Source organism: Acidovorax sp. M14 (assembly GCF_049331375.1).
Classification (GTDB): Bacteria; Pseudomonadota; Gammaproteobacteria; order Burkholderiales; family Burkholderiaceae_C; genus Acidovorax.
In genome coordinates this window covers 1,427,942-1,448,448 of the sequence record NZ_CP186263.1, presented here as the reverse complement: position 1 = coordinate 1,448,448, position 20,507 = coordinate 1,427,942, and the positions used below count along the sequence as shown (strand labels likewise).

General features: G+C 64.6%; 16 protein-coding genes and 1 tRNA gene. 10 read left to right on the top strand and 7 right to left on the bottom strand.

Annotation, left to right across the window (positions count from 1 at the left end; all coding sequences use genetic code 11):
- Nucleotides 1–297 precede the first annotated feature (297 nt).
- The gene (locus tag ACOYR4_RS06740) at nt 298–1,512 is read left to right on the top strand and encodes a D-amino acid dehydrogenase (RefSeq protein WP_422849038.1); all 1,215 of its coding nucleotides are present in this window, start codon (nt 298–300) and stop codon (nt 1,510–1,512) included.
- Nucleotides 1,513–1,587: 75 nt separating this feature from the next.
- Here ACOYR4_RS06740 and ACOYR4_RS06735 read toward each other — a convergent pair whose 3' ends face one another.
- The 5 genes from ACOYR4_RS06735 to polA form a co-directional block, all read right to left on the bottom strand.
- Nucleotides 1,588–2,517 carry a LysR family transcriptional regulator gene (locus ACOYR4_RS06735; RefSeq protein ID WP_110959435.1) on the bottom strand — a complete coding sequence of 310 codons (930 nt, stop codon included), beginning with the start codon at nt 2,515–2,517 and terminating at the stop codon, nt 1,588–1,590.
- A gap of 86 nt (nt 2,518–2,603) precedes the next feature.
- Entirely contained in the window at nt 2,604–3,236 is a 633-nt protein-coding gene (locus ACOYR4_RS06730) for a glutathione S-transferase family protein (RefSeq protein ID WP_295942835.1), read from the bottom strand.
- 22 nt (nt 3,237–3,258) lie between these two features.
- Nucleotides 3,259–4,164 (bottom strand): glutathione-dependent disulfide-bond oxidoreductase, encoded by a 906-nt coding sequence (yghU, locus tag ACOYR4_RS06725; RefSeq protein WP_422849037.1) that lies wholly within the window; start codon nt 4,162–4,164, stop codon nt 3,259–3,261.
- Nucleotides 4,165–4,330: 166 nt separating this feature from the next.
- A complete protein-coding gene (locus ACOYR4_RS06720) occupies nt 4,331–4,807 on the bottom strand; it encodes a polymorphic toxin-type HINT domain-containing protein (RefSeq protein ID WP_422849036.1) in 477 nt (158 codons plus the stop codon).
- Nucleotides 4,808–4,859: 52 nt separating this feature from the next.
- The gene (gene polA, locus ACOYR4_RS06715; protein ID WP_422849035.1) at nt 4,860–7,658 is read right to left on the bottom strand and encodes a DNA polymerase I; all 2,799 of its coding nucleotides are present in this window, start codon (nt 7,656–7,658) and stop codon (nt 4,860–4,862) included.
- A gap of 64 nt (nt 7,659–7,722) precedes the next feature.
- Here polA and ACOYR4_RS06710 point away from each other — a divergent pair, with 64 nt between their 5' ends.
- The 5 genes from ACOYR4_RS06710 to ACOYR4_RS06690 all read left to right on the top strand — a co-directional run bounded on the left by ACOYR4_RS06710 (nt 7,723) and on the right by ACOYR4_RS06690 (nt 13,098).
- Nucleotides 7,723–8,085 (top strand): hypothetical protein, encoded by a 363-nt coding sequence (locus ACOYR4_RS06710; protein ID WP_060986888.1) that lies wholly within the window; start codon nt 7,723–7,725, stop codon nt 8,083–8,085.
- Between the two features lie 105 nt (nt 8,086–8,190).
- The gene (locus ACOYR4_RS06705) at nt 8,191–9,144 is read left to right on the top strand and encodes a homoserine kinase (protein ID WP_422849034.1); all 954 of its coding nucleotides are present in this window, start codon (nt 8,191–8,193) and stop codon (nt 9,142–9,144) included.
- A 167-nt stretch (nt 9,145–9,311) separates the two neighbouring features.
- Nucleotides 9,312–10,166 carry a BPSS1780 family membrane protein gene (locus ACOYR4_RS06700; RefSeq protein WP_422849033.1) on the top strand — a complete coding sequence of 285 codons (855 nt, stop codon included), beginning with the start codon at nt 9,312–9,314 and terminating at the stop codon, nt 10,164–10,166.
- Nucleotides 10,114–10,905, top strand: a complete 792-nt coding sequence (locus tag ACOYR4_RS06695; protein ID WP_422849032.1) for an iron dicitrate transport regulator FecR — start codon at nt 10,114–10,116, stop codon at nt 10,903–10,905. The genes ACOYR4_RS06700 and ACOYR4_RS06695 overlap by 53 nt, the downstream gene beginning before the upstream one ends.
- A gap of 240 nt (nt 10,906–11,145) precedes the next feature.
- Complete coding sequence (locus tag ACOYR4_RS06690; RefSeq protein WP_295944637.1) at nt 11,146–13,098, top strand: PhoX family protein; 1,953 nt, start codon at nt 11,146–11,148, stop codon at nt 13,096–13,098.
- A 178-nt stretch (nt 13,099–13,276) separates the two neighbouring features.
- Here the strand turns inward: ACOYR4_RS06690 and ACOYR4_RS06685 are convergent, their stop codons facing one another.
- The gene (locus ACOYR4_RS06685; protein ID WP_422849031.1) at nt 13,277–15,751 is read right to left on the bottom strand and encodes a UvrD-helicase domain-containing protein; all 2,475 of its coding nucleotides are present in this window, start codon (nt 15,749–15,751) and stop codon (nt 13,277–13,279) included.
- Between the two features lie 43 nt (nt 15,752–15,794).
- Between ACOYR4_RS06685 and ACOYR4_RS06680 the strand changes: the two genes are divergently transcribed.
- Nucleotides 15,795–16,520: a hypothetical protein gene (locus ACOYR4_RS06680; RefSeq protein WP_422849030.1), complete on the top strand. Its 726-nt coding sequence runs from the start codon at nt 15,795–15,797 to the stop codon at nt 16,518–16,520.
- A 204-nt stretch (nt 16,521–16,724) separates the two neighbouring features.
- Complete coding sequence (locus tag ACOYR4_RS06675) at nt 16,725–17,702, top strand: GMP reductase (RefSeq protein ID WP_422849029.1); 978 nt, start codon at nt 16,725–16,727, stop codon at nt 17,700–17,702.
- A gap of 314 nt (nt 17,703–18,016) precedes the next feature.
- Here ACOYR4_RS06675 and ACOYR4_RS06670 read toward each other — a convergent pair whose 3' ends face one another.
- The gene (locus ACOYR4_RS06670; protein WP_422849028.1) at nt 18,017–18,898 is read right to left on the bottom strand and encodes an alpha/beta hydrolase; all 882 of its coding nucleotides are present in this window, start codon (nt 18,896–18,898) and stop codon (nt 18,017–18,019) included.
- Between the two features lie 210 nt (nt 18,899–19,108).
- On the opposite strand from ACOYR4_RS06670, the gene ACOYR4_RS06665 reads away from it, so the two are divergent.
- Together ACOYR4_RS06665 and ACOYR4_RS06660 are read left to right on the top strand one after the other, a co-directional pair.
- On the top strand, nt 19,109–19,993 hold the full coding sequence (locus ACOYR4_RS06665) for an NAD(P)-dependent oxidoreductase (protein ID WP_043566181.1): 885 nt from the start codon (nt 19,109–19,111) through the stop codon (nt 19,991–19,993).
- 83 nt (nt 19,994–20,076) lie between these two features.
- Nucleotides 20,077–20,152, top strand: a tRNA-Lys gene (locus ACOYR4_RS06660).
- The last annotated feature ends 355 nt before the right edge of the window (nt 20,153–20,507 follow it).

Here is a 20,507-nt window from a genome sequence, read left to right as displayed (position 1 = left end):
GGGGCACTGTAAAAATTTGCGGCGGTCTTGAACAATTCATTTACACGGGTCCACCATGATGAAAAGTTATGGCTCTGTTTCGGTGCTCATCCATGCACCATCGTGGACCGCCTCGCCCTCTTTTTGAACCATGGCGTCGGCAGCCCCCCACTCCACCTCCACATGCCTGGTTGAATGCGTCAGGCGCGGACATGTACATAACTTCCCGGCATGGCAAGGCACTGCTTTGGCATTGTTCAGCAGGGGCATCGCCCCCTACATTCGTTGGCACCTCCTCCAACCGTTTCACTCTCTCCGATGCAGGTATGTGTATTGGGCGCAGGCATCGTCGGCCTGGCCACGGCGTATGAACTTCAACAGCGCGGCCTGCAGGTCACCGTCATCGACCAAGCGCAGCCCGGCACGGGCGCCAGCGGTGGCAATGGCGCGCAGCTGAGCTACAGCTATGTGCAGCCCCTGGCAGACGCCAGCATCTGGCGGCAGCTGCCCCGGCTGCTGCTGTCGCCCAGCTCACCGCTCAAGCTGCGCCTGCAGTGGGACACCCACCAGTGGCGCTGGGGGCTGAAGTTTCTGCGCGCCTGCAACCGGCGAACCTCTGAACGCAGCACCGCGCAGCTACTGGCGCTGGCCGCCCTGAGCCGCCACCACTTCGAGGCCATGCTGCGGGCAGAAGCTCTGGACTGCGACTTCTCCCGCACCGGCAAGCTGGTGCTGTACGACACCGCCACCGGCCTGGCCGCTGCGCAACGCCAGATGGACCTGCAGCGCCAGTGGGGCTGCGAACAACAGGCGGTGTCAGCCCAGCGCTGCACAGAGATCGAGCCCGCGCTGCAGCACTACCAGCCGCGCATTGCCGGAGCCATCTACACCCCCAGCGAATGCGCGGCCGACTGCCTTATGGTCTGCCAAGGCTTGCAGGCCGTGCTGGCCGCACGGGGCGTGCGCTTTGTACTGGGTGCCACAGTTCAGGGCTTTGTGCGCCAGGGCTCCCGCATTGCTGCGGTGCGGACCAGCGCAGGCGCCATCGAGGCGCAGCAGTTTGTGCTGGCCCTGGGCAGCCGCAGCCACCAGGTGGCGCAGGCGCTGGGCTTTCGCCTGCCCGTGTACCCCCTCAAGGGCTACAGCATCACACTCGATACCAGCGCTGCACCATCGGCAGCGCCTCGCGTCAATGTGACCGACGCTGCACGCAAGGTGGTGTTTGCGCGCATCGGCCAGCGCCTGCGGGTGGCGGGCATGGCCGAACTGGTAGGGCACGATGCCCGCATACCTGCCGCGCGCATACAGAGCCTGCGCGACGCCACACGCGCTGTCTTCCCCCACTGCCATCAAGGCGGGGAGCTGCATGCCTGGACCGGCATGCGCCCCGCCACGCCCACCGGGCTGCCTGTGGTGGTCCGGTGGGTGGGCGCGCCCGACAACCTGTTGCTCAACACAGGCCATGGGTCTCTGGGGTTCACGCTGGCGTTTGGCACGGCGGCACAGGTGGCCGAGCTGCTGGCACCCGCCTGATCCCATCGCACTCACAACCGCGCTCCAGCGCTCTATAGCAACCTAAGGTGCCGCCCGCCTCGGCGGGGGGAGCGTTCATTCCACCTCAGGCTGCAGACCCACCGCTTCCAGCGTCTCAGCCACCGCCTGGCGCATGCATTGCGTCATGGCACTGGCCAGCAGTGAGCTGGGCCGGTTCACGGTGCGCAGCGACTTGATGGGTACGGCAATGCGCGGCGCGAGCGCCAGCACATCCACCTTGCTGCGGTCGGCCGATGCCGCCGTGCAGGCATCCACCAGCGCCACCGCGTGACCATGGTGTGCCAGTGCCAGCGCCGCATGGTAGGTCTGCACCGTGAACGCTGTCTGCAGGCCCACACCCGCCTCGCGGCACGCGTGGTTGACCACCGTGCCGATGGGGTCGCGCACATCCAGCCGCACCACGGGCGTGTCTGCCAGGTCGGCCAGATGCACCACCCCGGCCATCACCAGTTCAGCACCCAGCATGCCCTTGGGCGCCACACACACCATGCGCCCATCGGCCAGATGCTCTTGCGTCAACGCGGGGTGGGCGATGGCACTGAACACAAAACCCACATCCGCCTCCTGCAAAACCAGGGCCGAGACGATCTGGGGCGAGTGCAGCGCATCGATGGTGACCTGCACATCCGGGTGCTTTTGCCTGAAGAATCGCAATGCACGCGGCAGCACCTCGTAGCTCAGCGCCAGCACGCTCAGGATGTGTAACTCCCCTTCGCGCCGGTCGCTCTTGAGGCTGTTGGCCAGGCGCTGCACATCATCCAACTGGGTGAACAGGCGCTCGATGTGCGGGTACAACGTCTGCGCCTCGGTGGTGGGCACCAGCTTGCCCTTGAGCCGGTGAAACAGCGGAAAGCCCAGCTGCAATTCAGCATGCGCCAGGATGCGGCTGACCGCAGGCTGCGTGACGTTGATGAGGCGGGCCGCCGCGCTCACGCTGCCGGTGAGCATGACGGCGTTGAAAACTTCTATGTGGCGAAGGCGCATCAACTAACAATGCAAGGAACAGGCCCGATGCGCAATCCTTGCATCCACCCATTGCAACTAGAACGGGTGCTTGAGCAGCGCGATAGTTAGAGCGACATCGACGGCCGCTGCGCCATGGCTGCACGCCAGCGCAGCAAGTGTGGGTGCTGCTCACCCGGCTTGTGCTTGACCACTCGCGCAAAATCCACCGCCACCACGGCCGTGATGTCGGCCACGCTGAAGCGGCCAGTGGCAATGAAGTCGCGGCCCGCCAGGCGCTCATTGAGCAGCTGAAAGAACTGCCCCACACGCACCAACCCACGCTCGGCCAGGGCCGGGATTTGGGGGTAGTCCACCGCGCCGGGCAAGGCCCGGTTGGCCATGGCGGGCGCGCTGTTGCGCAGCGCCTCGGCAATGGCCTGCAGCCCCTCGAACTCCATGCGCCAGTTCCAGCTCGCAATCTCGGCCTTTTCTGCAGGCGTCTCGCCCAGCAGTGCAGGCTGCGGGTAGCGCGCTTCGACATACGCGGTGATGGCCGCGTTGTCGGTCAACAGCAAACCGTCTTCCGCGCGCAGCGCAGGCACCGTGCACTGTGGGTTGATCTGGCGGTAGGCATCGCTCAGTTGCTCGCCATTGCGCAGATCCACCTGCACGGTGTCGTGGGCCACGCCCTTTTCTGCCAGCAGGATGCGCGCACGGCGCGGGCTGGGGGCGGTGGAGCAGTCGTATAGGGTGATCATGGAGACGCCTTGCAAAAAACAATCAGCGTGCGGGTGAAGAATCTGCTGCTGCCGCAGCCTCGATCTTGTCCTGCGTCTTCGTGTCAAAGTCGCTCGCGTCATGCCGCTCGCGCAACTGGCTGGCCGGGTCGCCCTGCACGCGGTTCACCTTGCGCCCCCGCTGCACTGCAGGGCGCTTGGCTACTTGCTCGGCCCAGCGCACCACATGCGTGTATTCGTGCACCTGCAAAAACTCGCCAGCGTTGTAGGCCTGCCCTTTCACCAGCAAACCATACCAGGGCCAGATTGCAATGTCGGCCACCGTGTACTCATTACCCGCCACGTACTCGGTTACGGCCAGGCGCTGGTTCAGCACATCCAGCTGGCGCTTGGCCTCCATCGCATAGCGGTCAATGGCGTACTCGATCTTGACCGGCGCGTAGGCATAAAAATGCCCAAACCCGCCGCCCACAAACGGCGCACTGCCCATCTGCCAGAACAACCACGACAGGCACTCCGCCCGCGCCGCGCCATCTTTGGGCAAGAAGGCGCTGCCGAACTTCTCGGCCAGGTACATGAGGATGGCACCGGACTCGAACACCCGCACCGGGTTGGCCGGGTCGGTGCGGTCCAGCAGCGCGGGGATCTTGGAATTAGGGTTCACAGACACGAACCCGCTGCCAAACTGCTCGCCCTCGTTGATGCGAATCAGCCACGCGTCGTACTCCGCCCCGCTGTGGCCCAGCGCCAGCAGCTCTTCCAGCATGACAGTGACTTTTACGCCATTGGGCGTGCCCAACGAATAGAGCTGCAGCGGGTGGCGACCTACGGGCAGTTCCTTGTCATGCGTAGCACCGGCAATGGGCCGGTTGATGCTGGCGAACTGACCGCCGTTTGCTTTGTTCCATTGCCAGATGGCGGGGGGGGTGTAGGAGGTAGGTTCAGACATCAAGGACTCCCAAATGAAGTTAGAAGGGGCGATTGACTTGCGGTTGCCGGACGGCGAGAGCAAAAGAAGTCGCGCCGGGGCTCCTGCAATGGCGGGCAGTCCGCCGACTACGCTGCCTCAGTCTGGCTTGAGAGGGGAAACCTCTCAATCAACAAGGGAAAGCGGGTCAGTCGATGCTGCACGAGTGCGCCCAAACGCCATGAACACCGACGTAAAACGTGTGATGCTTGTCCAGCGACAGGTTATAGGCAACCCCAGGCTTCGCGTCAGCGTAGTTCCTGGCCACCATCAAATTCCCGAAGTAATAGTTCTCCAACGTGCTTGTAGCCCTCAGGCTTTGTAACTTTGCCCAACCATGGTTCGCCAAATAGATGGGTTGGTTGGGCGTCGCAAAAATTTCATCACGCTGGTTATTGGCCAAGTGATCAATCAGCAACCTCGATAGAGAACTTTCTGGAATACGCCAGACTTCCGCGACCTTTGCGAATATGTACTCGCTTTCCTCCCTTTTGTGGCTTGGGGGTGTCTGCATATCGGGAAATGTCAGAACCCACTCACCCACTTTGACATCTTCGATCGGTTTGGAGCCTTCCTTCGTACGGACCAAGGTTCCAGCGGCAAATCCAAAGTCAGGATCGCTCATATCAGGTCTCACTCTCATTAAATTAATTTGCAGAGCTTGAGCATGGGTGGGCTCAATGCGCCTTATCCCAATTAGCCCCCACCCCCACCTCTGCCAACAACGGCACCTTCAGCGCCGCCACCTCCGCCATCAGGCGCGGAATGTGGGTCTTGAGCCAGTCCACCTCGCTCTCGGGCAGCTCGAACACCAGTTCGTCGTGCACCTGCATGATCATCTGGATGTTCGGCTTGTGAGCATCCAGCTCCTTCTGCACGGCCACCATGGCCAGCTTGATCAAATCTGCCGCCGTGCCTTGCATAGGGGCGTTGATGGCAGCGCGCTCGGCACCGGCGCGGCGGGGGCCGTTGGGGGAGTTGATTTCGGGCAGGTACAGGCGGCGGCCAAACACGGTTTCGACGTAGCCCATGGATTTGGCGGCGGCCTTGGTGTCGTCCATGTACTGCTTCACGCCGGGGTAGCGCTGAAAGTACTTGTCGATGTAGGCGGCTGCGGCCTTGGTTTCGATGCCTAAGTTCTTGGCCAGGCCAAAGCTGCTCATACCGTAGATGAGGCCAAAGTTGATGACCTTGGCGTAGCGGCGTTGCTCGCTGGTGACCTGATCGACCTCCACACCAAACACTTCGGCGGCGGTGGCGCGGTGCACGTCCAGCCCGGCGTGGAAGGCGTGCAGCAGCGAGTGGTCGCCGCTCAGGTGGGCCATGATGCGCAGCTCGATCTGGGAGTAGTCGGCGCTCGCAATCACGCGGCCTGCGGGCGCCACAAAGGCCTCGCGCACGCGGCGGCCTTCGGGGGTGCGGATGGGGATGTTTTGCAGGTTGGGATCGTTGCTGGACAAGCGGCCGGTGACGGCCACGGCCTGCGCGTAGTGCGTGTGCACGCGGCCGGTGCGTGGCAGGGCCAGTTGGGCCAGCTTGTCGGTGTAGGTGCCTTTGAGCTTGACGAGGCTGCGGTGCTCCAGCAGCTTGGCGGGCAGGGGGTAGTCCTCGGCCAACTTTTCCAGCACTTCTTCGTCGGTGCTGCGGGCGCCGGTGGCGGTTTTCTTCACCACAGGCATGCCCAGCTTGTCGAAGAAGATTTCGCCGAGCTGCTTGGGGCTGCTCAGGTTGAAGGGCTGGCCTGCAATCTCATACGCCTCGGTTTCGAGCTGCAGGATGCGCTGGCCCAGCTCGTGGCTTTGCGCGGCCAGTGTGGGCGCGTCGATCAGCACGCCGTTGCGTTCGATGCGGTACAGGGCTTCGCTGCTGGCAATCTCCAGCTCGTAGATGAAGCGCAGTTTGTCGTCCGCCTGCAGCAAGGGCCACAGGGCGTTGTGCACGTCCAGGGTCTGGTCAGAGTCTTCGCACGAGTAGGCGGCGGCTTTGTCCACGGGCACCTGCGCAAACGGGATCTGGTGCGCGCCTTTGCCGCACAGGTCTTCGTAGGTGATGCCCTTGCGGCCGGTATGGCGCTCGGCCAGGCTGGTGAGGTTGTGGGGCTTGTGCACTTCCAGCACGTAGCTTTGCAGCATGGTGTCGTGCGCGTAGCCCAACACTTCGATGCCGTGGTTGGCAAACACATGGCGGTCGTATTTGATGTGCTGGCCCAGCTTGTGGTGCTTAGGGTCTTCGAGCCAGGGCTTGAGACGGGCGAGCACTTCATCCATCGGCAACTGCGCGGGGGCGTCAGGGCCTTCGTGGCGCAGGGGGATGTAGGCGGCTTCGCCGGGCTGCACGCTGAAAGAGATGCCGACGATTTGCGCGCGCATTTCGTCGAGCGAGTCTGTCTCGGTGTCGATGGCAGTCAGCGGGGCCTTGAGCAGGCGCTCCAGCCACTGGTCAAAGTCGGCCCAATTCAGGATGGTGTCGTACACCACCGTGCGGTGCTGGGCTTCCTCGGCCACGGTGCTGGCGGAATGGTCGGCAAACAAATCGCCGCTCTGGCCGGGCATGGCAACGGTGGGGGCCGTGGCTGCAGGGGCAGTCGCGCCCTTGATGGCCGCAGCCAGGCCCTTGAAGCCGTACTTTTCGTAAAACGGCAGCAGGCCCTCGTTGTCGGGCGCATCCAGCGTGATGTCGTCAAACGCGGGCAGGCCGGGGATGTAGTCGGCCAGCGCGCAATCGGTCTTCATGGTGACCAGCTGGCGGCTCAAAGCCAGCTGGCCGCTGGCAATGGCTTCGCGCAGGTTGTTGCCCGCCACGCCCTTGATGGCGTCGGCGTTGGCAATCAGGTTGTCGAGCGAGCCATATTCTTCCAGCCACTTGGCGGCGGTCTTGGGGCCCACCTTGGTCACGCCGGGCACGTTGTCCACGGTGTCGCCTACCAAGGCCTGGTAGTCCACCATCAGCGCGGGTGGCACGCCAAACTCGGCCGTCACGCCCGCCACGTCGCGGCGCTTGCCGCTCATAGTGTCGATGATGGTGATGTGCTCGTTGACCAGCTGGCTCAAGTCTTTGTCGCCGCTGGACACGATGACTTCAATGCCTTGCGCTGCGGCCGTGTGGGCCAGGGTGGCGATCACATCGTCGGCCTCCACGCCGGGCACGGCCACCACCTTCCAGCCCAGCAGGTCCACCACCTCGTGGATGGGCTCGATCTGGCTGCGCAGGTCGTCGGGCATGGGCGAGCGCGTGGCCTTGTATTCGGTGTACAGCGCATCGCGGAAGGTGGGGCCCGAGGCGTCGAACACGCATACAGCGTAGTCGGCAGTCACCTCTTTGCGCAGGGCCTGCATCATGTTGATCATGCCGCGAATGGCGCCTGTAGCAGGGCTGGTGGGGTCGCCCGGCACGGCCCGCAGGTCGGGCATGGCGTGGAAGGCGCGGTACAGGTAGCTGGAGCCGTCCACCAGCACCAGGGTCTTTTTGTTGCTCATCCGGCAATTGTGCACGTCCACGCCCTATGACAATGCCTGCCGGGCGGCGCTCTACAATCGCCCGATGCGCGCTGTTCACCTTCTCCTGCTGCTGGGCATGGCCTGCGGCAATGCCCTCGCCCAAGCCCCGTCTCCATCCCCTGCACCCGCCGCTGCGGGCGCCCAGCGCGAGGCGCTGCCCGATCCCGAGCCGCTGTCAGGCCGCAGCAACCAGCGCACGGAGCGCATCCAGATCGAAGACGCGGGCAGCCGTGTGGATGAACTGCGGGTCGGCGGGCAAACCCAGAACATCTCGGTGCAGCCCAAAACCGGCAACCTGCCCGCCTACGAAGTGCAGTCGCCTGACGGCGCGCGCAGCCGCTCTGGCGGCAACAATGGCGCCGAGACCACCACAGCGCCCCGCGTCTGGAACGTGTTCAAGTTCTGAGGGGCTGCAGGGTGGCGCGCGCACTGCGCAGCCACCGGTTGAGCCCCCGCTTGCCGCCCGTTGTCCCGCCCCTTCCTCTTTCTCATTTCTTCGACCCCCTGAGCGATGGCCGTTTTTACCGAAGTCTCCAATCCCGAGGCGCGCGAGTTGCTGCGCCGTTTGCAACTGGGCGAGCTGGTGGAGCTGCGCGGCATTGAGGGCGGCATCGAGAACACCAACTACTTTCTGACCAGCGACCAGGGCGAGTTCGTGCTGACGCTGTTCGAGCGCCTCACGGCCGAGCAGTTGCCGTTCTACCTGTACCTGATGAAGCACCTGGCGCACGGCGGCGTGCCCGTGCCCGACCCGCGTGCCGACAAGAACGGCGACATCCTGCACACCGTGTGCGGCAAGCCCGCCGCCGTGGTCAACAAGCTGCGCGGCAAGAGCCAGCTGGCCCCACAGGGCGTGCACTGCGCAGCCGTGGGCACCATGCTGGCCCGCATGCACCTGGCGGGCCGCGACTTTGACCGCCACCAGCCCAACCTGCGTGGGCTGCCCTGGTGGAACGAGACGGTGCCGGTAGTGCTGCCTCACATTGACGCTGCGCAGGCTGCCTTGCTGCGGTCCGAGCTGGCCTACCAGAACCATGTGGCGGCCAGCTCCGCCTATGCTGCCCTGCCACGCGGTCCCGTGCATGCCGACCTGTTCCGCGACAACGTGATGTTTGAAGGGGAAGAGCTGACGGGCTTCTTCGACTTCTACTTTGCAGGGGTGGACACCTGGCTGTTTGACCTGGCCGTGTGCCTGAACGACTGGTGCATCGACCTGCCCACCGGCACTCATGACGCCGAACGCGCCACGCGCATGCTCGACGCGTACCAGGCCGTGCGCCCGCTGACGGCGGCCGAGCGCGAACTGCTGCCTGCCATGCTGCGCGCCGGGGCGTTGCGGTTCTGGATCTCGCGCCTGTGGGACTTCTACCTGCCGCGCGAGGCCTCCATACTCAAGCCCCACGACCCCACGCACTTCGAGCGCGTGCTGCGCGGGCGCCTGGCACTGCCCGTGCACGCGGGCTGAGCCCACCACAGGCGAGCAGCCTCTAACCCCTGGCCAAGCCACCGGTTTGGGGCGGTGGGGTAAATTCGGTCTTATTCGCCCACCCGACATCCGATGCCACTCGGCGCCCCCTGTTGGCGCCAAGGCACAGCTGGCGGTGCGGGCCTCTCCTCCTTTCCAACGTATTCATGAAACTCCACATCGTTCCCGCACGCACCGGCATGGCCTGGGTCAAGCTCGGCGTTCGGGCGTTCTGGCGGCAGCCCATGGCGCTGGCTGCGCTGTTCTTCATGACCATGGCGGCGATGTCGCTGGCCACGATGATTCCGCTGGTGGGCCCAGCCATTGCCCTCGCACTGCTGCCCTCGGCCACGCTGGCCATGATGGTGGCGGCGGCGCAGGCATCGCAAGGGCGGTTTCCGATGCCCACGGTGCTGCTGGTGGCGTTTCGCACCGGGCGCGAGCGGCTGCGCGACATGCTCACGCTGGGTGTGCTGTATGCGGTGGCTTTCCTCGGCATCATGGGGCTGTCGGCCCTGCTGGACGGCGGTCAGTTTGCGCAGGTGTACCTGGGCGGCGCGCCCATGACCCGGGAGATTGCCGAGAACCCGGACTTCCAGCGCGCCATGTGGCTGTCGATGCTGTTGTACCTGCCGCTGTCGCTGCTGTTCTGGCATGCACCGGGCCTCGTGCACTGGCATGGCGTGCCGCCGGTCAAGGCGCTGTTCTTCTCCATCGTGGCCTGCGTGCGCAACTTTGGCGCGTTCCTCGTCTATGGGCTGGGCTGGCTGGGGGTGTTTTTGCTGGGCGGGCTGGTGGTCAGCATCGTGTCGGCCCTGCTGGCTGTGGCGGGGCTTGCGGGATCGATGGCCGGTGGCATCATGGTGGGCGCTGCCATGATGTTGGCGGCCATGTTCTTCACCTCGGTGGTCTTCACCTTCCGCGACTGCTTCGAGCCCCCCTACACCCCGCAGCAAGAAGAGGCGCCCCATGACAACCCGCCCCCCAGCCCCCCTGACGCACCACCTGCAGGGCCGCTCTGACGACGAGCTGGTCTGGTTCCAGCGCCGCAGCGTGGTGCAGGCCGCGGCGCTGTGGGTAGCGGGCGGTGGCTGGGCTGCCGCCCATGCGCAGGCGCGCAGCAATATCGTGGAAGCGCGCGGCGATGTGCTGCGCAATGGCGAGCCCCTGACGGCGCAGCACACCATCACCGCCAACGACCGCATTGAGACCGGGCCGGGCGCCAGCCTGGTGTTCTCGGTGGGCGACAGCGCCTTCATGGTGCGGCAGAACTCACGCATGGCGATGGAGAGCGACACCCCCACAGCCGTCAAGCTGTTGCGCCTGCTCAGCGGTGCGGTGGCCACGGTGTGGGGGCGCGGCCCCGACCGGCAGATTGCGCTGCCCACCGCCACGGCGGGCATCCGCGGCACAGGGGTGTATGCCGAGGTGTTTGCCGACCAGGACCAGCGCGGCTACCTCTGCAACTGTTATGGCACGGTGGAGCTGACGGCGGGCGGCGAACGCCTGGTGAGCCAGTCCAGCTACCACCAGTCGTTCTGGGCCGAGCCCGCGCCCCGCAATGGCCGGCTGCTGACACCGGCCGGTGCCATCAACCACACGGACGAAGAAATGGAGTTTTTGGCCGGCCTGGTCAATCAGCGCACCGCGTGGCAGGTGTCGGGCCGCAAGGGCATCAAGGACGGCAGCGGCGGCGCGGCCGCACCGGCCAACAGTTACGGAACCGGCAACTCCTACGGCCCGCCCGGCTCCCGGGACTAGGGCCTGTCCCGCAGCGCACGCGCAGCCATGCCTGCGCGGCGCGCCTTGGGCGGGCGTCACGCGCTGCGCAAGGCGCCGCGTCAAACCGTCACACAAACGTCAAACCACTGTCACGGGGCGTTCCTAGGATCGCGGGCTGGACTCCATGCCACCCGCCTACTACGCCTTTTCCAACAAGGCTCCTGGTCGGATCAGGGCTTGGCATGCCCGTTCGCATACCCACTTGGAAACACCCCGAAAATGACCCAACCGACGATGCCCACCCGCCGCAAGGCCCTGCAACTGCTGGCCGGCGTTCCCATGCTGCCGCTCAGCGCCAGCGCCTCGGCCGCACTGCTGACCGCCTGCGGTGGCAGCGACTCCGCCGCGCCCAGCTTTGTGTCGGCCAGCTTCACGTCGATGGCAGCCCCCACCCTGGCCAACGCCGCTGCCATGGCCACCACCACCGTGGGCTCCACGCTCAACATCAAGCTCAGCGACGATTCGGTGCGCTCGTACCAGCTGGCTTACCAGCCGTTCTTCGTGACGGGCGACATGGTGTCCGACGGCAAGGGCGGCACCATCCTGTCGGGTGGCTACTACGACATCAACAACAAGCCCATCATCGACGCCACGGTGGCTGGCAAGGAGCGCCAGTACTTCTCGGACTCGCCCGACGGCACCTCGCTGCTGACCGTGGCCAACCCCACCGTGACCGGCCTCAAGGGCAAGGCCGTGTTTGCTGTGGTGCAGTTTGAATACACCACCTGGGCGCAAGACGGCAAGACCGACATGTACGGCAAGCTGCCCTCTCCCATCGCCGTGCTGACGCTGGACCAAGACCAGACCACCGGCAAGCTGAGCCTGGTGAAGTACCACAACGTGGACACCTCCAAGGTGCACGGCCTCTGGATCACCTGCGGCGCCAGCCTGTCGCCCTGGGGCACCCACCTGTCGAGCGAAGAGTACGAACCCGATGCGTTCAGCATTGCCAGCAACGCCATGTTCAAGGCCTACAGCAAGAACCTGTATGGCGACGAAACCAAGGCCAACCCCTACCACTACGGCCACATGCCCGAAGTGACGGTGAACCCCGACGGCACCGCCAGCATCAAGAAGCATTTCTGCATGGGCCGCATCTCGCACGAGCTGGTGCAGGTGATGCCTGACAACCGCACGGCGCTGATGGGCGACGATGCCACCAACAGCGGCTACTTCGTGTTCGTGGCCGACAAGGAAAAAGACCTGTCGTCCGGCACGCTGTACGTTGCCAAGGTGGGCAGCGGCTTCTCCATCGACCCCAAGGTGGGCACGGCGGCTCCCCTCACCTGGATCAAGATGGGCTCGGCCACCAGCGCCGAGATCGAGAACCTGGCCAACACGCTCAAGCCCACGGACATCATGACCGTGAAGACCACCGACCCGGCCGATGCCAGCTACACCAAGATCGTGGCCAACGGCAAGACCGAGTGGATCAAGCTGAACCCCGGCATGGAAAAGGCCGCTGCCTTCCTGGAAACCCACCGCTACGCCGCCTACCTGGGCGCCAGCCTGGGCTTCACCAAGATGGAAGGCACCACGGTCAACGCCAAGGACAAGATTGCCTACTCTGCACTGCAGAACATCCAGTCGTCCATGGTGGCAGGCAACGCCGCCAACGTGCCGGGCAACGGCATCTCGGTGCCCAAGCAACTGGTGGCCGGCGCCGTGATGGCGCTGAACCTCAAGGGTGGCCAGAAGGACACCGCTGGCGGCACCATCAACAGCGAATGGATGCCCGTGGACACCAAGGTGCTGCTGGCCGGTGAAGACATCACCGCCGACGCCCTGGGCAACACCGCCAACCCCAACAACATCGCCAACCCGGACAACCTCAAGTTCTCCGAAAAGATGCGCACCCTGTTCATCGGCGAGGACAGCAGCCAGCACGTCAACAACTTCCTGTGGGCCTACAACGTGGACACCAAGCAGCTGTCGCGCGTGATGTCGATCCCAGCAGGCGGCGAATCCACCGGCCTGCACGCCGTGGACGAGATCAATGGCTGGACATACATCATGAGCAACTTCCAGCACCCCGGTGACTGGGGCAGCATCCACAGCGTGGTCAAGGACACGTTGGACCCGATGATCAAGGCCAACTACAAAAACAAGAACGGCGCGGCCGTGGGCTACCTGACGGCCGCGGCCAAACAGCCCAGCCTGAACCAGGCCTGAACTCAGCCTGAAACCAGCCTGAGCTAGAGGCCAACAGGGCTGCACCCGGTGCGGCCCGCTTCAAAAACCAACGGGGCCCGAGGGTCCCGTTGTCATTGGCGGCTCTGGATTGCTATATATACGATAGCTATCCAGGCATAAGGTACTAGCGCTGCCAGGCGATTTTGCTCAAAACCTGCTACTCGACCACCGTCAGCTTGGCCACCGACAGCGCCAGCCACTTGGTGCCGTGGCGCGGAAAGTTGACCTGCGCACGCGCGTCGTCGCCGGTGCCTTCAATGGCCAGCACCTTGCCCTCGCCAAACTTGGTGTGAAACACGGCAATCCCCGCGCGCAGGCCGTGCGATGGCGCAGCCTTCTGCGCAGGCACTGGGGGGCTGGCAAATGTCTCAGACTTGAAGCCAAATTGGCCTCTAGCGCTAGATCCGTATGCGCCGCCAGCTCCTGAATTAGTAGCAAAACTAGGCGTATACGAGCCAAAGCCCTGCTGCTTGGGCGTGATCCACTTGAGGGCCGCTTCGGGCAGCTCGTCAAAAAACCGGCTCTTGATGTTGTAGCGCGTCTGGCCGTGCAGCATGCGCGTCTGCGAGTGGCTCAGGTACAGGCGCTTGCGGGCGCGGGTGATGGCCACGTACATCAGGCGGCGCTCTTCCTCCAGGCCGTCCCGGTCGCTGGCCGAGTTCTCGTGGGGGAACAGGCCCTCTTCCATGCCGCCGATGAACACGCAGTCAAACTCCAGCCCCTTGCTGGCATGCACGGTCATGAGCTGCACCGCGTCTTGCCCAGCCTGGGCCTGGTTGTCGCCCGCCTCCAGCGCGGCGTGGGTCAGGAAGGCAGCCAGGGGCGAGAGGGTTTCGCCGGTGTCGGCGTCCACGATGCCGGGCACGGCGGGTTTCAAAGGCTCGTCGAGCAACGGCGCGTTGGGGTCCAGCCCTTGGCTCACAGGGCTTTGCACGCTTTGGGTCAGCGGCGTGCCGTGCTCATCCAGCGGCAGCGCCACCGCGTCGCGGCCAAAGCCCTCTTGCGTGACAAAGCTCTCGGCGGCGTTGACGAGTTCCTGCAAGTTCTCGATGCGGTCGGCGCCTTCCTTTTCGGTGCGGAAGTGCTCGACCAGGCCGGTGGATTCGAGCATCTGCTCGATGATGCCGCGCAGGTTCAGCCCTTGGGTCTGCTCGCGCAGCACATCGACCATGGCGACAAACGCGCCCAGGTTGGCGCCCGCCTTGCCGGGCACAGCGCTCACCGCGTCGTGCAGCGAGCAGCCTGCGGCGCGGGCAGCGTCCTGCAGCACCTCGATGCTGCGCGCGCCAATGCCGCGCGGCGGAAAGTTGACGACGCGCGTGAAGCTGGTGTCGTCGTGCGGGTTCTCCAAGAGGCGCAGGTAGGCCAGCGCGTGCTTGATTTCGGCGCGCTCAAAAAAGCGCAGGCCGCCGTACACGCGGTAGGGCACGCTGGCATTGAACAGCGCCGATTCGATCACCCGGCTTTGCGCATTGCTGCGGTAGAGCACGGCGATTTCCTTGCGCTCAAAGCCGTCGTTGCGCACGAGTTGCTTGATCTCGTCCACCATCCACTGCGCCTCGGCTAGGTCAGAGCTGGCCTCGTACACCCGCACCGGCTCGCCTGCTCCCTGCGTGGTGCGCAGGTTCTTACCCAGGCGGCGGCTGTTGTGGCTGATGAGGTGGTTGGCCGAGTCGAGGATGTTGCTGTAGCTGCGGTAGTTCTGCTCCAGCTTGATCTGGCGCTGCACATCAAACTCGCGCACAAAGTCGGTCATGTTGCCCACGCGGGCGCCACGGAAGGCGTAGATGCTCTGGTCGTCGTCGCCCACGGCGATCACGCTGCCACGTGCTTCGTAGCGCCCGTCCACCTCGTTGCCCGCCAGTTGTTTGAGCCAGGCGTACTGCAGCTTGTTGGTGTCCTGGAACTCGTCCACCAGGATGTGCTGGAACCGGCGCTGGTAGTGCTCGCGGATCGGGTCGTTGTCGCGCAGCAGCTCGTAAGACCGCAGCATCAGCTCGCCAAAGTCCACCACGCCTTCGCGCTGGCATTGTTCTTCGTACAGCTGGTAGATCTCGACCTTCTTGCGGCTGTCGCTGTCGTGCGTAGGCACATCGCCAGGCCGCATGCCCTCTTCCTTGCAGCTGGCGATGAAGTACGACAGCTGCTTGGGCGGAAAGCGCTCCTCGTCCACGTTGTGCTGCTTGCACAGGCGCTTGATGGCCGAGAGCTGGTCTTGCGTGTCGAGAATCTGGAACGACTGCGGCAGTCCCGCCGCCTTGTGGTGCGCGCGCAGCAGCCGGTTGCACAGGCCGTGGAAGGTGCCGATCCACATGCCCCGCACATTCACCGGCAGCATGGCCGACAGGCGGGCCACCATCTCCTTGGCGGCCTTGTTGGTAAACGTCACAGCCAGAATGCCGCCGGGCGTGGCATAGCCGTTTTGCAGCAGCCAGGCGATGCGGGTGGTCAGCACACGGGTCTTGCCCGACCCGGCCCCCGCCAGGATGAGCGCATGGCCCGCGGGCAAGGTCACCGCAGCCAGTTGCTCGTCGTTCAGGTAGGCGAGAAGGGGGGATGCGGCCGACGGCGCACCGGAGTGTGGGGGCACCAGGGCGTCTGGCGCACCCGAAAACGGGTCTTGTGGGAACATTCGGCCATTGTAGAAAGCACCCCGCCCCACGCTGCCCCGCACCATGAAAAACATTGCCCTCACCTTGGCCAGCCTGTCGCTGGCACTGGCGCATGCCCCGCAGGCGCTGGCCCAGACCCATTGCAGCAGCGACGGAGCCCCCAAGCCCGTGGCGCTCTTCGAGCGCTTCATCAGCGCCGACTGCGAGGCCTGCTGGGGCGATGCAGCCCCCCCGGCGCCATCGGCCAAGGCAGGCGCCGTGGTGCTGGACTGGATCGTGCCCGGCGCGGCGGGCGACGATGCCCCCTTGTCGGCGGCGGCCACCACCGACGCCCTGTCCCGCCTGCAAGCCCTGGGGCGCAAGCCCCCCTCCCTCACCGACGTACACGTCAGCCCGGTCGATGCGGACGCACATGGGCGGCTGCGCGTGGCCCACGGGGTGGCGTTCAACGACTATGTGGGTGTGGGCATCAACTTCGCGCCTTCCGCTGCGAAGCCACAGCGCAAGGTGGCCGCAGCCCCCTTTGCCTTTCACCTGCTGCTGGTGGAAGCCATCGCCGCCGGCACGGACGGCACGGTGGTGCCCCGCCATGTCGTGCGCAACGCGTTCGAGGGCGAGTGGCTCCTCGCCCAGCGGCAAGCGCGCACCCCAGGCAAACCGTGGGCCTGGATGGAGACCCGGTCCATGCGCATTCCCGAAGGCGCGCGGGCCGAACGGCTGCACCTGGTCGGCTGGGTACAGGATGCGTCGGGCCAGATCGTGGCGGCTGCGCAATCCGTATGCAGGTAATACCGGGGCCGTTATGACGGCCATTTGTCAGGCGGGTAGAATCAATCACCGGGCCCAAGTTTCTTGACGCCCGGTTTTTTGTGCCTGCGCTCAGCAGGGTTCGGAGTGACTGTCACGTTCACTCCCGCAAAGCCGGTCTGACAGCCAAGCGCCCACCGCCGTCGAAATAGTTTGGCGGCGTCCCTTTATGGAGCTTGGAATCTCATGGAAATCTTCGACTACGACAACATCCTGCTGCTGCCCCGCAAGTGCCGCGTGGAAAGCCGCTCGGAATGCGACGCCAGCGTGGAGCTGGGCGGCCGCCGCTTCCGCCTGCCGGTGGTGCCGGCCAACATGAAGACCGTGGTGGACGAAACCATCTGCACCTGGATGGCACAGAACGGCTATTTCTACGTCATGCACCGCTTTGACCTGAACAACGTCCAGTTCGTCAAAGACATGCATGCCAAGGGCTGCTATGCGTCGATCTCGCTGGGCGTGAAGCAACCCGACTACGCCACGGTGGACCAGCTGGTGGCACAGGGCATCACGCCCGAGTACATCACCATCGACATCGCCCACGGCCATGCCGACAGCGTGAAGAACATGATCGGCTACCTGAAAAAACACCTGCCGCAGTCGTTTGTGATTGCCGGCAATGTGGCCACACCCGAAGCCATCATCGACCTGGAAAACTGGGGCGCCGACGCCACCAAGGTCGGCGTGGGCCCGGGCAAGGTGTGCATCACCAAGCTCAAGACAGGTTTTGGCACGGGCGGCTGGCAGCTCAGCGCGCTGAAGTGGTGTGCCCGCGTGGCCACCAAGCCCATCATTGCCGACGGCGGCATCCGCAGCCATGGCGACATTGCCAAGAGCATCCGCTTTGGCGCCAGCATGGTGATGATCGGCTCGCTGTTTGCAGGCCATGAGGAATCACCGGGCAAAACGGTGGAAGTGGACGGCGCGCTGTTCAAGGAGTACTACGGCTCGGCCAGCGACTTCAACAAGGGTGAATACAAGCACGTCGAAGGCAAACGCATCCTGGAGCCCATCAAGGGCAAACTGGCCGAAACACTCATCGAGATGGAACAGGACGTGCAAAGCTCCATCAGCTATGCGGGTGGCACCAAGCTGATGGATGTGCGCAAGGTCAACTACGTGATTCTGGGCGGCGACAACGCAGGCGAGCACCTGCTGATGTAACCCAGCCACCGGGCGCGAGCCGCCGCCCGGTTAGGAGAACCCTTAGAACCTGTTCAAAGTCTTGTTGGAGTTGCACAAGTGCCTTGCCGGGATGGGATGCAAGGCGCGGTGCACAGCCGATAGCCCGTGCTATCGGCAAGCGCCGCAACGCCGCAGACCGCCCGGCAAGGCACTTGCCCGCAGGGTTGGAGGGAAATCGGGCGATTGGACGCCCCGGCTGCTTGCATGGGCACGAGCCCATGCGGCGCATCCGAAGCATCCACTCATCCCGATTGCACTCCAATGCAATCTCCAAAAAGACTTGGAACAGGTTCTCAGGCCCGCAGCAGGTTCTGCGCCATGTGGTGCAGGTCATGCCCCGGTTTGGCCAGGGCATCGACGATGCTGAAGTGGTTCAACCCCGGCAAGGCCACACTGCGGGGCACAAAATGGCTGCCCCAGGCGTCCTGCATGAGCTGGTTCTGGCGCAGGAATTCGGGGCTTTCATCGCCCCCCACGGCGCAATACAACGTGCCCGTGGGCGGCTCCAGCAAACGTGCGGGGCTGCACTGCAGCACCTGCTGCTCAGTCAGGTGCAACACCGACTGGTACATGGGCGTGTGCATGATGGGCTCCAGGTCGTGCACCCCCGAGATCGACAGCGCATTGCGCACCAGGCCATCGGGCAAGCCCTTGCCGATCAAGGGCCACACGCTGGTGAGCAGCAGGGCCGCCAGCTGCCCGCCCGCCGAGTGCCCCGCCACGGTGATCCGCCGGGGGTCGCCACCATGGGCGGCGATCTGGTGCCACACCCAGCCCAGCGCCTTTTCCATCTGCCGCGCAATGTGGGGAATGTTCACCGGCGCATCGGGGGTGCCCGGGCACAGCGCGTAGTTCACCACCACCACACAAAACCCGGCCTGGGTGAAGGGCGGCGCGATGAACGAGTGGTCGGATTTATCGAGCGACCGCCAGTAGCCTCCGTGGATGAACACCAGCACCGGCACCGGCCCACCGGTGGCGCGGGCGGAGGGGAACACGTCCAGGGTTTCACCCACACCGGTTCCATACGCGATATCGAGCGCACAGGGAATGTTGGCGCGCACCTGGGCGGAGTCCCGGGCCCAGCGCTCAAAGTAGTCCATGTGGTCGGGGACCAGGGCGCGGTTGTTGTACATACGCTCCAGCCAGGCAGGGTCGTACAGGGGCAAGGTCATGGGCAAGGGTCTCCGGTTTGTGTGAGCGGCCTTCGGTGCCATACCGCGGCCCGGCCCACAGGCTCGGCAGACGCAGGAACGGCGCTGGCGCTGCAGAATCATCTGGCCAATCGCTGTGCGCTGCAAGCTCCGTGACAGACTGCAGCGCCAAAAAGGCACATGATGGCAACAGAGACGCTCTTGAACTCCTTTCCCAAGAAGAACAACGCCATGACTACCACTCCGCTTCGTATCGCCGTTCTTGGCATTGGCATGATGGGGTTGCCCATGGCCCGACGCCTCAGCGAAGCAGGCCACCAGGTACACGCATGGAACCGCACCCGCGCCAAGGCAGAACCGCTGACGCAATGGGGTGTCACCGTGCACAGCAGCCCTGCCGATGCCGTCAAGGATGCCGACGTGGCCATCAGCTTGCTCGAAAACGGCCCGGTCGTAGGCCAGGTCCTGTTTGAGCAAGGCACAGCCCAGGCCATGCGCCCGGGCGCTCTTTTCATCGACATGGCCTCCATCCAGCCCAGCGAGGCGCGCGACCATGCGGCCCGCCTGGGCGAGCTGGGCGTGGCCCACCTGGACGCACCGGTATCCGGAGGCACCGTCGGGGCCGAGGCCGGTACCCTGGCCATCATGGCTGGGGGCCGCCCCGAGGACTTTGCGCGCGCCCAGCCCGTATTCGCCTGCCTGGGCCGCTCCACCCATGTCGGGCCGCACGGTGCGGGTCAGCTGGCCAAGCTGGCCAACCAGATGATTGTGGGCATCACCATCGGCGCCGTGGCCGAAGCCCTGCTGTTTGCCGCCAAGGGCGGCGCCGACATGGCCAAGGTCCGCGAGGCCATCAGCGGTGGTTTTGCCGACAGCCGCATCCTGCAGCTGCACGGCCAGCGCATGGTGGAACGCGACTTTGCCCCCAGGGGCCGCATGGCCGTTCAGTTGAAGGACATGCGCAATGCGTTGGCCACTGCCCGAGAGACCGGCTTCGATGCCCCCATCACGGCCCTGTTTGAGGCACTGTATGCCGAGGGCGTGGACCACGGCCTCGGCGAACTGGACCACAGCGGCCTCTTTGTGGAACTGGCCAGCCGCAACGCGATGCAATAATTTTTGGGCGCGAGTTGCAAAGGTCGCAAAAACTAGTGCATAATTCGAGGCTCTGCAGCGATGCAGACAAATTTTAAAGATTTGGGTTCTTAGCTCAGTTGGTAGAGCAGCGGACTCTTAATCCGTAGGTCGAGTGTTCGAGTCACTCAGGACCCACCAAATCAAGCCGCAAGGCACAAAAAAAGCCTGCTACCCATAAGTAGCAGGCTTTTTTGTTTTCAGACCGATTGCTTCCCCGTCAGCGGCAGCCCGGGCCCCAGGGTCAGGAGTCATCCGCCGGCAGCATCATCGTCTGGCCGCCTGGGGCCTACGGCCCCGGTGTCCGCCCTCCACGGGCGGCAACGGATGTGTCTTTGCAAGAACCACCGCGTGAGCTTCTTGCTGTTCGCTGGCCATGGACATACAACACCATGTCACGGGCCCCGAACAGTGCAGCAGTCGCGCACCGTTTTTTCGAACCATGAATCCAGGCAACCACTCTTCGCGTATTTGCTGCTGTGAAGCAGCAACGCTG